Raw genomic sequence first — 13,995 nt, forward strand, 5'->3', positions numbered from 1 at the left:
AAGTTGTGCACCTCACATTGAATATGAGGTGTACAACCCCTACACGAGCATTAATCGATGGTCGCAATAACCTTCGAGGAATCCAGACGGTCTCCCTCAGCAGCCAAGAGCTTGATGGTGCCGCCGCGCGGCGCCTTAATAGCAGATTCCATCTTCATGGCCTCTACAGTGGCGATGGCATCGCCTTCGGCTACGGTATCGCCGTCCGCGACGTTCCACGCCACAAGGTTGGCCTCGAATGGGGAGGTGACTGCGTTGTCATCGGTGGACTGCGCACCAGCCGAAGATGGTGCCGTGGATGCAGAGCCGCCGGCCGAGGCGGCGCCCGGTGCGGCAAGGAAATCTACTGGAACGCCAACGTTGACCAGCTTGCCATCGATCTCCACGGCAACATTGCGACGCTGGGTGTAGATGGCTTCGACCTTTTCCACCTGGTTGGCAGCAGATGGGCGGTAGTTGTGGTCAACCCAGTCAGTAAAGACACCAATCTCGGAAGCCCCCGCGGCAGCGGCATCCTCTGCCGGGGCAGCGGTACCGATGAGCGCAGGCTCGTCCATCATGTCGCGGTGGAACGGCAGCACGGTGCGCACGCCGGTGACGGTGAATTCGCGCAGGGCAAAGCGGGCGCGGGCCAAGGCGATCTCGCGGGTCGGGCCCCACACCACCAGCTTGGCAATCAGCGAATCATAGTAGGGCGGGATGATGGAGCCAGAGCGTACCGCGGAATCAACGCGGATGCCCGGGCCGGTCGGCGGCTCGAAGGAGACAATGGTGCCAGGGCACGGAGCGAAGCCATTGAGGATGTCTTCGGCGTTGATGCGGAACTCAAAAGCATGGCCGTGGGATTGTGGATCCTCATCGAAGGACAGCGGCTCGCCGGCCGCGATGCGGAATTGCTCAGCGATGATATCGGTGCCGGTGACCGCCTCGGTAACGGGGTGCTCGACCTGCACACGGGTATTGACCTCGAGGAAGGATATGGTGCCGTCTTCGGAGACGATGTACTCGACAGTGCCGGCACCGACATAGCCCACCTTGGCGCAAATGGAGCGGGCGCCTTCGATGATGCCGTTGCGTTGGGCGTCGGAAAGCGCGGGTGCTGGGGCTTCCTCAATGAGTTTTTGGAAGCGGCGCTGGGTGGAGCAATCGCGGGTGCCGAGCACGCGCACATTGCCGTGCGTATCGGCCAGCACCTGGGCCTCGACGTGGCGCGGGTGGGTGAGGAACTTTTCTACGTAGCACTCCGCGCGGCCGAAAGCCTCCATGGCCTCGCGGCCAGCGGAGTTGAACGCGCCCTCGATTTCTTCCATATTGTCTACGACCTTCAAGCCGCGTCCGCCGCCGCCATAAGCGGCCTTGATGGCAATGGGCAGACCGTGCTCTTCGGCAAAGGTGCGGGCTTCTTGCCAATCATCGATGGGATCAGAAGTACCAGGTGCCAGTGGTGCGCCGACCTCTTCGGCCACGCGGCGGGCAGCAATCTTGTCACCGAGTAACTCAATATGCTCGGGCGAAGGGCCAATCCAAATCATTCCGGCTTCAGTCACCGTGCGGGCAAAGTCGGCGTTTTCGGACAAAAAGCCATAGCCTGGGTGAATAGCATCTGCACCGGCACGCACCGCGATATCAAGCAGCGCGGGTACGTTCATGTAGGTATCGGCAGCCGTATTGCCCGGCAGCGCATAAGCTTCATCTGCTACCTGGGTATGCAAAGCACCCGCATCTGCTTCGGAGTAAATGGCGATGGACTTAATGCCTAGGTCGCGGGCGACGCGGGCGATACGCACGGCAATTTCGCCGCGGTTAGCAATGAGGACGGTTTTAATCTGCATTTTTATCTCCAGTGTTCAAGGCTTGAGGTGCTACGAGTTCAAAATTCACGCGTGCGCCGGGCGGCAGCTGCGCGGCAATATCAATATCTTCTTCCAAAACGGTGGCGATGACGGGGTAGCCACCGGTCACAGCGTGATCGCGCAGGAAGACTACGGGTTTGCCATTGGGCGGGATTTGGATGGATCCGGCGACCATGCCCTCGGACGGAAGTTCGCCGTCTTTAACGCGCTCAATCGGCTCATCGCCATCGAGGCGCAGGCCCACGCGGTTGGAATCTGAGGTGACGGTCCATTCAGCATCCAGGAAGGCGGAGACATTATCGCCAAACCAGTCATCGCGGAGACCGAGCACGCAGCGCAAGGTAGCGCGGGTCTTGCCATCGGAGCTTTCGCGTACTCGTAGTGGGTTGGAAAGCTGGGCATCGGTCATGCCGGTAGAACGCGGCAGCACACCGATGACATCGCCGGTGGTGACGGGGTCTGGGCCGAGGCCCGACAGGACGTCGGTGGCTGCGGAGCCAAGCTCGGATTCGGCGATGATGCCGCCGCGAATAGCGACGTAGTTGCGCATGCCTACCGTTGCGGGATCCACCGTGACGGTTTGCCCGGCCGTGACCAGGACAGGACGGGCGAGGTGAACCGGCATCTCACCAAGGCGGACACGGGCGGTCGCACCGGTGACGCAAATGACGGTATCGGTGAGCGCGTGGAGCTTAATGCCGCCAATATTTTCCAGCACGGTTGCTCCGCGCGGGTTGCCCACGGCCACATTGGCGGTCGCGGCGGCGGCGCGGTCCGCAGCACCCGATGGGGTCACGCCGAGGTCGCCCACGCCTGGGCGCCCCAAGTCTTGGTAGAGAGTGAGTAGGCCGGCATCGATTACCTCCATGCGCGGCAGGCGGGCAGGAGCGCGTTTAGAGCGCGCAGAGTGATCGACGAGCTCCGGTAGCTTATCCACGCTGCGGTAGCGCACGCGGTCGCCCGGCTGCACCAAGGCTGGCGGGTTGGCATTGGAATCCCACATCGGCGTATTGGTGGTGCCCAGCAGCTGCCAGCCACCTGGGGAGACGCGTGGGTAAACCGCGGAAAACTCGCCTGCAATGCCTACGGCACCGGCCGGTACTGCGGTACGGGGGCTGGAGCGGCGCGGCACGGCGCGGGCCAAGGACGGATCCGAAGGCGCGCAGTACGTAAACCCTGGGGCAAAGCCACCGAAGGCGGCAGTCCACTCGGTGGAGGTATGCCAGTTGATGAGTGCCTCGCGCGAGAGGCCAAGTAGGTCTGCAGCCTCATCGACATCTTTTCCGTCATAGAGCACATCGATTTCTACCGTGCGCGCCTCTGCGGTCGCGGCTGTGGCAGGGGAAAAGTGTTGCAAAAATTCCGCCGCATCGCGCGCCGAATCGGGTGCCTCAAAGGTCAGCAGCAGGGTAGTGGCGGCCGCAATGCAGTCCACCTGATTCTTCAAAGGCTTGGCAGACAGCGCAGCGTGCCAGTCCATGACTTGGTTTAATCCCTCCAAGTCAATGAGCAATGCGCGAGTGCCCACAAAATTAATGTGCATTAGATGAAGCTCCGAATCTCGATACCCTCAGCCCGCAAGCGCTCCACTACGCCGCGTAGCAGCTTCACCGCGCCGGGGGAATCACCGTGGGTACATACGGATTGCGCATCTACCTCGAGCTTCGTGCCATCCACGGCGGTAATCGAACCGGTTTGTGCTACCTCGAGCACTCGCTGTACCACCTCATCGGCGCTATCCAGCACCGCATTGGCTTCCTTGCGTGAGACGAGCGTGCCATCGGGGTTGTAATTGCGGTCCGCAAAAGCCTCACGGATGACGGTGAGCCCGCTTTGCTTGGCGACGTCCACTGCTACGCCCCCAGGCAGCAACATTACCGGCAAGTCACCAAAGGCCTTGATGCCCTTGATGACGCCCTCTGCCTGTGCCTTATCCTTCACGATCGCGTTATACATCGCACCGTGTGGCTTTACGTAGGAGACCTTAGTGCCATTGGCGCGAGCCAAAGCATCAAGTGCACCGATTTGATAAGTCACCTCATCGGCGAGTTCGTTCGGGTTGTAATCAATAAAGCGGCGACCGAAGCCTGCGGCGTCGTTATAACCCACGTGCGCGCCTACGGTCACGCCGGCCTCTGCGGCTGCCTTCAGTGTGCCAGCAATAGAGTGTGGGTCACCCGCATGGAACCCGGTGGCCACGTTTGCTGAGGACACCATCTCCAGCATCGCCGCGTCATCTGCGACCGGGTTGCCTGCAGTGGTCTCTCCCAAATCCGCATTGAGATCGATATGGAGCGCGGACATTCAACACCGTCCTTAAGATTGTTGAACAATTCGAATGGGCTTAAGTGTAACCCTCGACACTGACATTTGTGAAGCTGATTACGTTTGCACTACCCGCGTGTACACCCCCACCCGTATACGGGAAACCGCCCCGTCTCGGAGAAGGGATCCGAGACGGGGCGGCATAGCTCGCTAGAGTCCAAGAGTTCCTAGGCCCTAGCTTTATAAATCTTTAGCGTCCGTAGTTCTGGACGGCGTAGAGCTTGCCTTCAGAGTTGATGGCAACGCCAACGCCGATGGTCTTGGCGCGTGGGTCCAGCATGATCTTGCGGTGGCCCGGGGACTCGTACCAGAGCTTTACTAGCAGCGCATCGGAGTAGTCGCTCCATGCCTGCAGCACGTTCTCACCGCCGGCCGGGATATTGGCTGGGTAGTAGTTCCAGTGCTGCGGGCGGTGGCTGAGCTTATCGGCGCGAACCAGCTGATTGGCCCAATCCTGGGCTAGGCCATTGAGCGCACCGTTGGCGCGAACCGGGCGCAAGCCGTGTGCCTTGCGGTAGTCGTTGGTGTAGTTGATGATGTTCTGGACGCGGCTGGAAGCTGGAGCGACCGGTTTTGCAGCGGCAGCCGGAGCAACGGGAAGATTGGCGGAAGGTACCGGAAGGTTCACGCCACCGAAGCTACTCAAGGAGCTCGATGCCTCTGCAGGAGCTACGCCAACGCCGAGGGCGACGGCTGCTGCAAGTGCAGGAGCGACGAACTTCTTGGCGCAGAAGTGAACTTTGGGGGTAAACATAAGCGGTGCCTTTCTGCTGGAACCTAGCGGGTATCACAAGGGTGGAAATCGCGGGGTGTTCACGGCGAATTTCCGTTCCTCTTCACTTAAAATTTAATCAATTACCACGGGGTAAAAGCCAACTGACCAGCAATTATTAGGATTCCTAAAGATGATTTCCCGGAAAACTAATTACTTCTTAGTTATTTCTCGATTTGAGCTAGGAAACCCCTAAATTCCCTCAGTGACGGCGTTGAACGCCTCGCCCCACGGGGGTAATTTCCAATCCATATCTCAGGTTCCCGGAGAAATGAGGTTGATTTAAGGTATATGGGTCTAGTTTTAAGCCAGCCACCGGCGAAACTGGCCAGTTTCTTGCTAGAGCCTATGAAGAACCTTGTGGTTTCTGGTTGTCATAAGATTTATGAGATTCCACCATGTCGGCACATAGTCTCGCCGGAGCCTTTTAGGCGCATTGCCCCGTCCGTGGGGGCAGCAGAATCGCGGTATCTTCGCGCTGTTTAGGCATAAAAGAGCGCTCAGCGGAGAAATCGCTGAGCGCTCGCAAAAGTAAGGCTTTTTAAGCCTGGCTGGTCGCGGCCGCCTTGTTAGTAGAGGGGGCGGGCGAAAGGGCCGAGGAAATGATGTCGGCGGCTTCCTTCCGGTTCCGTGCTCCGTGGAGTTGGGCGCGGAAGTCTTCCTTCATGATGTTGCGTGCGAGCTTGGATAATAGCTTGAGATGCTGCTTTCCGGCATCGTCGGGAACGGCGATAAGGAAGGCGAGGGTGGTTGGGTCCTCGCCCTCGGCCCACGTGACACCTTGGGGTAGGCGGGCGAAGGCAAGGGTGGGTACCTTTACCCCGGCAGACCGCGCGTGAGGAATGGCTACGCCGTGTCCCACACCGGTGGAACGGGTAGATTCGCGCTGCAATGCGGCGCTAGCGACCGCTTCCGCATCGGACATTCGCGGAGAGGTGAGCTTCACTAGGGAACGAATGACCTCTTCGCTGGAAGAGCCCAAGTCCTTATCCAGACTGATCGTGTCCACGGCTACCAGCGGTTTATCCTTGCGCTGCGTCAACCCTACTAGCAGGAGGATAAGGCCGGCACAGACCGCGATGCCGGCGAGCATGGCGATAAAGAAACCTACGACATTGTCTACGGCGCCGAGCGCCGCGACGATTGGCCCGCCGTGCATCACGTGGTCTTGCGCGCCAAATGCTCCGGCAAGTGCACCGGCTACGGCACCACCAGCAACATTGGCGGGAATAACCTGCAATGGACGTGCGGCAGCGAGCGGAATAGCGCCCTCAGTAATGCCGAAGAATCCCATGAACAATGCCGCGATGCCGGCATCATTTTCCGCTTTGTTAAACCAGCGGCGACGCAGAAGCGTCGCTACGCCCACGGCAAGAGGTGGCACAGCAATGGCGCAGGCCGCCATGCCCATCGGCGCCGCGTTGCCAGCCGCGATCATGCCGCCGCCAAAGAGGAAGGCTGTCTTATTGAAGGGGCCACCCATGTCGAAGGCAATCATGGCGCCAAGGATGAGGCCCAACACGATGACGGAGGATCCCTGCATGCCGGCGAGGTACTCAGTCATTGTTTCGAAAGCGGCCGAGACAGGTGCGCCAATGAGCAAGATAAAGATAAGGCCCACGATGAGTGTGGTGAAAATCGGGATGACAATGATGGGCCAGATCGGTGCAATGAATTTGTGCACTGGAATCTTCTTAATGGCCAGGGCCACATAACCAGACAAAATACCGGTGACAATGCCGCCCAAGAAGCCGGCACCCGTTTCAGACCCATATAGTGATCCGGTGGTGGCGATGAGGCCGGTGATAAGGCCAGGCGCAAGGCCCGGTCGGTCCGCGATGCCCACAGCGATGTAGCCGGAGAGAACTGGAACCATCAGTGAAAACGCCAGAGCGCCGAGTTCATTGACAGTGTTCCAGAAGCTATCTTCTGGAATCGCCATGCCCTCAGGCGTGGGGGTGCCACCGATAGAGAGGGCTACCGCAATGAGCAAACCGCCGGTAACTACGAACGGGATCATGTGCGAGACGCCGTTCATCAGCGCTTTGTACAAGGTCTGGCCAATACTATTTTTGCGGGGCGCTTCTTCTTCCTGGCTGTCTGTAGATCCTTCCCAGCGCGCAGCGCTTAAGGACCTGCTTAGTAGTTCCTTTGGGTGTTTGATGGCCTCGTCCACGCCGGTGGCCTCGAGGCGTTTGCCATGGAAGCGGTCTTTGGAAATTACAGTATCGGCACCAATGACAATGGCATCGGCGTCTTCGATATCTTGCTTGCTAAAGGTTCCTTCGACGCCGATAGAACCGTGAGTTTCAATCTTGATGCGGTAGCCCAGTTCTTGGGCTGCGGCCTCAAGGTTCTCGGCCGCCATATAGGTATGCGCGATGCCCGTCGGACACGCCGTGATGGCGAGGATGAGGGGCGATGACTCTGAAGTGCTCATGAGTCTTATTAAACGGCAAACGTTTGCGTTGGCACAATAGGGGATTGTCATCTAATGCGCCGGTACGCTGGAAGCACCCGACCGCAGAAAGGGACGCCACGCCGTGAGTAAAGCATCGCCGGATAATATCTTGCTCTACCTGCCGCAAAAGCAGGAAGACCAAGTACGCGAAATCTTTGCCGGCCTTGCCCAGCGCGGCTTTCCCGTCCAACATCAACGCCCGCACATTACTGTGACCTTTTCACCGCACATGCAGCCAGAGGTCGTGGATTTAGCGGCGCAGCTGCTGCCGCCTGTCATGCCGGCAGATTTCCGGCGGGTAGGAAACGTCGTTTTCGGCACCAAGCGCAAGCAGACGGTGGCTTGGCTGCTTGAAACGACCGACGAGCTAGAAATTGCCGCGCGAAAAATCAGTGCCGCCAATCCGGACGGGCGCGGGCCGCGGTGGACCCCGCATCTGACCATGGGGTTGCGCCTGCCGCGCGAGGAGGTTCCTGGCTATATCCACGCAATGGATGAGCTCACCTCAGCGCATTTCAAGGAGCTTAGCGCCGTAGAAGCCGCCTATTGGCGGCCGCGCACGCAGGAAAAGACAGTACTGGCCGAGGCCTAGAGCAGGGCTTGTAGAGCACGGGCAACGCGCAGCACGGTCAGGTCCTCGCCCGGCTTGCCGACGACCTGCACCGCATCACCCACGCCTTTTTCCTCTTCGCCGCGCAGCGGCACCGTAATCGCCGGCCATCCAAGCACATTGAAAGGCTCGGTCCAGCGTCGCAGGCTCGCGGCCGATTCCGCGGTATTCTCCGGGGTGATATCGGACCACTTGAGGGGGCCGGAATCGAGGGTAGGGGTAAGAATAATGGGGGCATCGCCAAGCAGGGCAAGAGCCTTTTCGCGCAGCTCTTTCACGCCCTGTGCAGCTGCGTCATAATCTTCCTGGCTGATATTTTCTCCGCCCAGCACTCGCTGCAAAATGACATCCTGGTACCTTTCGCGCTGGTCCAGCAATGGCCGGTGGACATCATAGACCTCTTTCAAGCGCATCGGCTCGTAGAGCTCGGCCGTGGCGGCGATGGTGTCTTCCAAGTCCACGCCCTCGGTGAGCTTAAAGTCCGAGTGCTCTAGCACCGCCAAAAGATCTGCGAAGCGCTCTCCCTTGGCCTTGAGGGCCGTGACATCAAGAGCAGAAACATCCTGCGCCGCGGCCGGTTCCTCATCTGCGGTAGCAATAAAGGCCTGCTCAATGAGGTCAATTGAGCTGGCAAAGAATCCAATGCAATCAAAGCTCGGGGCGAAGGGGAAGACACCTTCTACCGGAATGAGCCCGAAGGTGGGTTTGAACCCCAGCACGCCCTGGCAAGCAGCAGGCACACGCACCGAGCCGGCGCTATCAGAACCCACCGTAAGCTGCAGCGCGCCGCAAGCCACCAAAGCGGCAGAACCAGAGCTAGAACCACCGCCGCAGATTTCGGGATCGCGTGGGTTGATAACGCGACCGTAGGCCGAGGCATCGCCCAAAATGCCATAGGAAAACTCCTGCAGGTTCGCCTTCGCTACCGGCAGCGCACCCTTCGCCGTCAAACGCTGCACCACTGGTGCATCCTTAACCGGTGCGCGCCCAACTTTGACCTTGGTGCCGCAGGTAGTAGCTACGCATGCCACATCCACGATGTCCTTGAACGCCACCGGTTGCCCCATGAGCGTGGGTGATTCATCCACCGCGTGCTCATCAAACGGGATGACGGTAATCACCGCGTTAAAATCCTGCTGGGCTCGGTGCAGGCGATCAGAAAGTGTAGCCATAACGGAAGCTAAGTCCTTTCAACGTCGGCGTCCTCTGCTGTTTACTATGTATTAGAAGAATGCAGATGTTACTACCGTACATCAGGAATCGGTGAACAATTTCCCGTTTCTAGGCAAAGCACCGCTTGCATGGTGTTACCCAGCAAAAATCCCCAGTGCATCCCATGCCAGCCAGCCTCCTTCGCGGAGGGTGAAGACGAGCTGGTTCTCTCCTTCCTTCAGGGTGTCTTCGGCGAGAGCAAACTCGATTGCTGCCGGTCGCAGCGGGGTCGGTTCCCCGCTGGCATCGCCTTGGCGCGAACCTTGCGTTGCGCCTTGCGGGAGCTCTATTTGTTTATGAAAATCATTAACCGTGATATCGAGAACACCGCCGAGCTTGGTGGTATCAATGAGCCACAGTGCCAGTGCCGCCTTTGAGGCAGGCTTATCCAATTTCACCGTCCACTTCAGCGTGTAGGATTTGCTGCCGGCCCATTTATCGCCGGGGCCGGGGAGGAGATAAGGGACGTCGGCAGGCGTAGCATCCGGTCCAACGGTGATCGTCTGGTCTGGGTGCGCAGTGACGATCTTCTTGTAGTCCTTTGGCGAGTACTGGAACTCTGTGCCTTTTCGATCAAAGGAACCAATCGTGGCTAGCGCTTGGCCAGCAGTGACCGAAGGCAGGGAGGTAGACGTTGCCTTGCCAGAAGGAGCGGACTCGGTACCGGAAGCATCTACTACCTTGACGTAGTAGGACCACTTTTCACCGGCGACGTCGCGCCGGGAGTGGTGGAAAAAGGGGAAGATGGTCTTGCCCAACAGCACGTCTACACCATTGGGATCGGTGCCGATGACACGGTAGTGATCCAAGACGACGTCCCAGGAAACAGGCTCCCAAGTGACGTAATTTTCCATGAGCTGCGGTTCTGCCTGAATGTTAGCTACGGCCGGTGGAGCAGCACTCGCGGTAGGAGCTGGGGTAGAGGACCCTTGGTCAGAGGAATGTTTGCGGGAAGAACCGTGGCGAGAGGAAGAAGAGGAAAGCGAGCTAAAAAGTCCCATGATGAATTGTCCTTTCGGGGTTTAGAGGGAGCGCAGCGTGTGCTCGCCGGCATTGGTACGGAAGGAGAAAGCAGTCTCGCGCGGGGCGGTATCATCGCGCTCAATCCAGGGCACGACGACGAATTCGGAATCGAGGTGCTCGCGGGTAGCGTGCACTTTGATGTAGCCACGGCGCTTATCCATGGCCTTCACATATGGCTTTTCCAACCACTCGGTGCTCTTGGAACCGGCAAAGCCATCGCCATCGGAAGCAATGGAGGTCGCGACCAATTCCACGCCGACGGGCTGGCCCGATTCGGATTGAATCTCGGCAGCGCAGTGTTGGTGAATATCGCCGGTAAAGACAACGGGATCGCTTACCTTAGATAGGGACTCGATAAGGCGGCGGCGCGCTGTTGGGAAGCCGTCCCATTGGTCGGTGCTATCGGCGATTGGTACGACGACCACGCTATTGACCACCACGTTCCACTGTGCCGGGGAGGTGGCGAGCTTATCGTTGAGCCACTGCTCCTGTTCCGCGCCCAAGATGCTGGCATCCTCCGCGGATTCCTCGCGGTATTGGCGGGTATCGACCAGGTTGAAACGCATTAGCGTGCCCACGTCGAAGGAATCATAAATGCGGTTATTGGGGCCTTCGGGAAGCGCGGGCGGGGCGACCGGAAGATTCTCATAAAAGGCACGGTAGGCAGCTGCGCGCTGGTAGAGGAAGTGCTCGGCCTTGGTGCCAATCTCGGACCATTTGCCGGCGTAGTTATTTTCTACTTCATGGTCATCCCACACAATCGCCATCGCGGCGCGCGCATGCGCGGCCTGCAGGTGCTCATCAGATTTGAAGAGCGAGTAGCGCAGGCGATATTGCTCCAGAGTCTCCACCTTTGCCTTGAAAACATCGGGCACGCTTGCGCCCTGGCGCCACAAATTATCTCCTTCCACAATGCCGTATTCGTAGATATAGTCGCCCACGAAAATGGTCATATCCAGGTCTGGTTCCTGCGCAATATGCTTCCACGGGGTGAAATAGCCGTGATACCACGCTTGACACGAAGCTACGGTGAAGGTGAAATCATCCACCTTCGCGCCGGGTGCGGGCAGAGTTTTAAACCGACCTACTGGGCTTACCTTGCCATCCACGCGGAAGCGATAAAAATACTCAGTTGCCGGCTCCAGCCCAGTGACCTGCGGATGTACCGAGTGTGCCAGCTCGCGTTGGGCTAAGGCCTCGCCCTGCTTGACGACGTCCCCAAACCCCTCATCCTTCGCAACTTCCCAACCCACGCGGACATCGCCGCCGGTCATGCCGCCGTGACCATCCTCAGCCAGCGGTTCCGGGGCCAAGCGGGTCCACAGGATCATGGAATCATGCCGCGGCGTACCCGCCGCTACGCCCAAGCCAAAAAGCTCCGAATCCTGCGGCAGATCCCCACCTCGTGACGATCCCCATGAGCTTAGGCTCGACTGCGCACCCGCCTTTGCTGGTGCATTAATACCCGCAGCCACCGCCGCGGCCGACACACCTGCAATCTGCAGGAAGTTACGACGATTAAAAGAAGAACGACTATTTGAATAAGGCATACAAAGCTCCACAAAAGGTTTAAAAGGAACTTTTTCAGCCTAAGCAGCCGCGGTGAATCGCTGGTTAAATCAGCATGAAATCTATGGACTCCAAGGATCGTTCTCGAGGCAGTATTCAGCCGAATGTTCTGCCTGGCAGTTAAACCACCACTTCTGGTTTTCAGCGCGCATCTGCTCAACCTCAGCGGAACGTGTCATATAAGCCGGGATGCTGGGATCATAATCCGAATCTGAGCCGCCAGTACCGTTGCCTACCGGGGACGAGCACTGAGACGGATCGGAGACGTAGTGATCTGTTTGCGGGCACCGGTAGGGGTATTTTGCCATTTGCTCGTCGTGGAGGTTTTGGCATTCTTGCGCCCAGCGGATAGTTCCATCGCTGTACCAACCGTTGGTAGTCCAGCTACCGCCGCCGTAGACGCACTCGGTCAGGGTGGGTTCTGAGGTGGATTCGGTGGTGTTCGCTAGGGGAGCGTCGGCAAGCGAAGGCTCAGCTTCCGCTGTCGGTTGCGGCTCCGAAGAGGACGGCTCGGGCGCAGAGCTTGTGGAACTAGAGCTGATAGTTGAACTATTGGCCGTGCTGGAGGAACTAGTTGCGGTTGCTCCTGACGGCTGCGAATCCGGAGAGGAACAGGAAGCCAAAGAAAGCATCACCGTTATGAGAGCGACGAAGTAGGAGAGAGTTTTCATAATCTATGGATAGTAGACAATGAGAAAATATCTGGAGCGCAGGATTCATCAACTACATTGAAAGCCATGACTTCCACCACCTCTGAGCCCCCAAAGCTCCAGCCAAGCTCCTATATCCCGTTGATGTTCGCACTGCTTACTGCGGTGTTTGCGTTCCAGCTCAATGCGTCGATGCTCTCGCCAGCCTTGGCGACGATGGAAGATGAGCTGGGAGCTACCACCGCGCAGATCGGCCTGACGCAAACGGCATTCTTTACGGCCGCAGCATTGTTCTCACTGTTCCTGCCGCGCTGGGGTGACCTCATCGGACGCAGGAAGGTCCTCGTTGGCATGATGGCGGTAGCTGCGCTGGGCTGCGTGGTATCAGCCATTGCACCGAACGTCGCTGTGCTGCTTATCGGCCGCATCATTCAAGGCGTGGCAGGGCCTACGGTCCCACTGTGCCTGATTATGCTGCGCCAGCAAGTGCTCAATGAACAGCAGTACGCCCTGTTGCTGGGCATTGTGACCTCGGTAAACGGTGGTATTGCCGGTGTGGATGCGCTGGCCGGCGGCTGGCTGGCAGGCAACTTTGGCTACCGCTCGGTCTTTTGGACCATGGCAGTTCTGTGCGTCATTGCAGTAGTAGCGGTGCAGGTATTTACCAAGGAGTCCACGGCCGCCGAAACCCCGCGCATGGATTGGGCAGGAGTTCTACCTCTGGCCGTGGCGCTGGGTTGCGTTCTTACCGCATTCAACGAAGCCGGCAAGCTTGCTGAGGCCAATTGGCTCCTCGTCATCATCCTTCTCCTCATCGGTGCCGCCGGCTTCTGGGCCTTCTGGAATGTGGAGAGGAAGGTCGCCGATCCGCTCGTACCGGTGGCCTACCTCAAACAACGCCGCACGTGGGCACTGCTTTCTACCACGCTGCTCACCATGACCGGTGTCTTTGCCGTGATGAATGGCCTTATCCCTAACCTTGGCCAGGATGCAGATGCCGGCGCCGGAATTTCTGCCAGCGCCATTTCTTGGGTCACGCTCACCCCATACGCCCTCGCCGGCTTGGTCTTCGGCCCGATTGCCGGCTGGATGGCCTCCAAGTTGGGCTATAAATACGTCTTGCAAACCGGCCTCATCGGTACCGTCGTCGGCCTGATTATTTCTATCTTCGTGGTTGGTGCCCCGAACGCGTGGACCCTGCTTCTCGTCTCTATTTTCTTGGGCGTGACCTACGCGGGCATTGCCAATATCATGCTCAATGGCTTAGGAATTGTGCTCTCGCCGGCCGATAACCAGGGCTACCTGCCCGGCATGAACGCCGGCGCCTTCAACCTAGGCGCGGGCTTGTCCTTTGCAGTGCTGTTCGCGGTTTCCGGGTCTTTCGAGCATGGTTACCGCGCGGGCATGATTGCCGGCGTCATCATTCTGCTTGCAGCCCTAGCTTTGTCCTTCCGCATTCCACGACCGGAGTCCATCGGTGACACCGTGGCGGCCGTCAACGCCCGAAAGTAGGCTCGTGG

General features: G+C 58.7%; 11 protein-coding genes. 2 read left to right on the forward strand and 9 right to left on the reverse strand.

What is annotated here, in order from left to right; translation table 11 throughout:
- Positions 1–50 precede the first annotated feature (50 nt).
- From QP990_RS02120 to QP990_RS02140, 5 genes are all read right to left on the reverse strand, one after another.
- Positions 51–1,832 (reverse strand): biotin carboxylase N-terminal domain-containing protein, encoded by a 1,782-nt coding sequence (locus QP990_RS02120; protein ID WP_023020731.1) that lies wholly within the window; start codon positions 1,830–1,832, stop codon positions 51–53.
- Positions 1,822–3,396, reverse strand: coding sequence for a 5-oxoprolinase/urea amidolyase family protein (locus QP990_RS02125; protein WP_284798201.1), 1,575 nt, complete (start codon positions 3,394–3,396; stop codon positions 1,822–1,824). The genes QP990_RS02120 and QP990_RS02125 overlap by 11 nt, the downstream gene beginning before the upstream one ends.
- Positions 3,396–4,157, reverse strand: coding sequence for a LamB/YcsF family protein (locus QP990_RS02130; RefSeq protein ID WP_023020733.1), 762 nt, complete (start codon positions 4,155–4,157; stop codon positions 3,396–3,398). Before QP990_RS02130 ends, QP990_RS02125 begins: the two co-directional genes overlap by 1 nt.
- Before the next feature lie 211 nt (positions 4,158–4,368).
- Positions 4,369–4,932 (reverse strand): CAP domain-containing protein, encoded by a 564-nt coding sequence (locus tag QP990_RS02135; protein ID WP_023020734.1) that lies wholly within the window; start codon positions 4,930–4,932, stop codon positions 4,369–4,371.
- 559 nt (positions 4,933–5,491) lie between these two features.
- Positions 5,492–7,390: a fructose-specific PTS transporter subunit EIIC gene (locus QP990_RS02140; protein WP_023020735.1), complete on the reverse strand. Its 1,899-nt coding sequence runs from the start codon at positions 7,388–7,390 to the stop codon at positions 5,492–5,494.
- 103 nt (positions 7,391–7,493) lie between these two features.
- Here QP990_RS02140 and QP990_RS02145 point away from each other — a divergent pair, with 103 nt between their 5' ends.
- Positions 7,494–8,003: a 2'-5' RNA ligase family protein gene (locus QP990_RS02145; protein ID WP_023020736.1), complete on the forward strand. Its 510-nt coding sequence runs from the start codon at positions 7,494–7,496 to the stop codon at positions 8,001–8,003.
- Here QP990_RS02145 and QP990_RS02150 read toward each other — a convergent pair.
- The 4 genes from QP990_RS02150 to QP990_RS02165 form a co-directional block, all read right to left on the reverse strand.
- A complete protein-coding gene (locus tag QP990_RS02150) occupies positions 8,000–9,193 on the reverse strand; it encodes an amidase (protein ID WP_023020737.1) in 1,194 nt (397 codons plus the stop codon). The genes QP990_RS02145 and QP990_RS02150 overlap by 4 nt on opposite strands.
- Before the next feature lie 135 nt (positions 9,194–9,328).
- Positions 9,329–10,234, reverse strand: a complete 906-nt coding sequence (locus tag QP990_RS02155) for a polysaccharide lyase family protein (protein ID WP_023020738.1) — start codon at positions 10,232–10,234, stop codon at positions 9,329–9,331.
- A gap of 21 nt (positions 10,235–10,255) precedes the next feature.
- The gene (locus QP990_RS02160) at positions 10,256–11,806 is read right to left on the reverse strand and encodes an alkaline phosphatase (protein WP_023020739.1); all 1,551 of its coding nucleotides are present in this window, start codon (positions 11,804–11,806) and stop codon (positions 10,256–10,258) included.
- Positions 11,807–11,887: 81 nt separating this feature from the next.
- Positions 11,888–12,496 (reverse strand): hypothetical protein, encoded by a 609-nt coding sequence (locus QP990_RS02165; protein WP_023020740.1) that lies wholly within the window; start codon positions 12,494–12,496, stop codon positions 11,888–11,890.
- 66 nt (positions 12,497–12,562) lie between these two features.
- On the opposite strand from QP990_RS02165, the gene QP990_RS02170 reads away from it, so the two are divergent.
- A complete protein-coding gene (locus tag QP990_RS02170; RefSeq protein WP_023020741.1) occupies positions 12,563–13,987 on the forward strand; it encodes an MFS transporter in 1,425 nt (474 codons plus the stop codon).
- Positions 13,988–13,995: the final 8 nt, after the last annotated feature.

The organism is Corynebacterium sp. MSK071 (assembly GCF_030232125.1).
Classification (GTDB): domain Bacteria; phylum Actinomycetota; class Actinomycetes; order Mycobacteriales; family Mycobacteriaceae; genus Corynebacterium; species Corynebacterium kefirresidentii.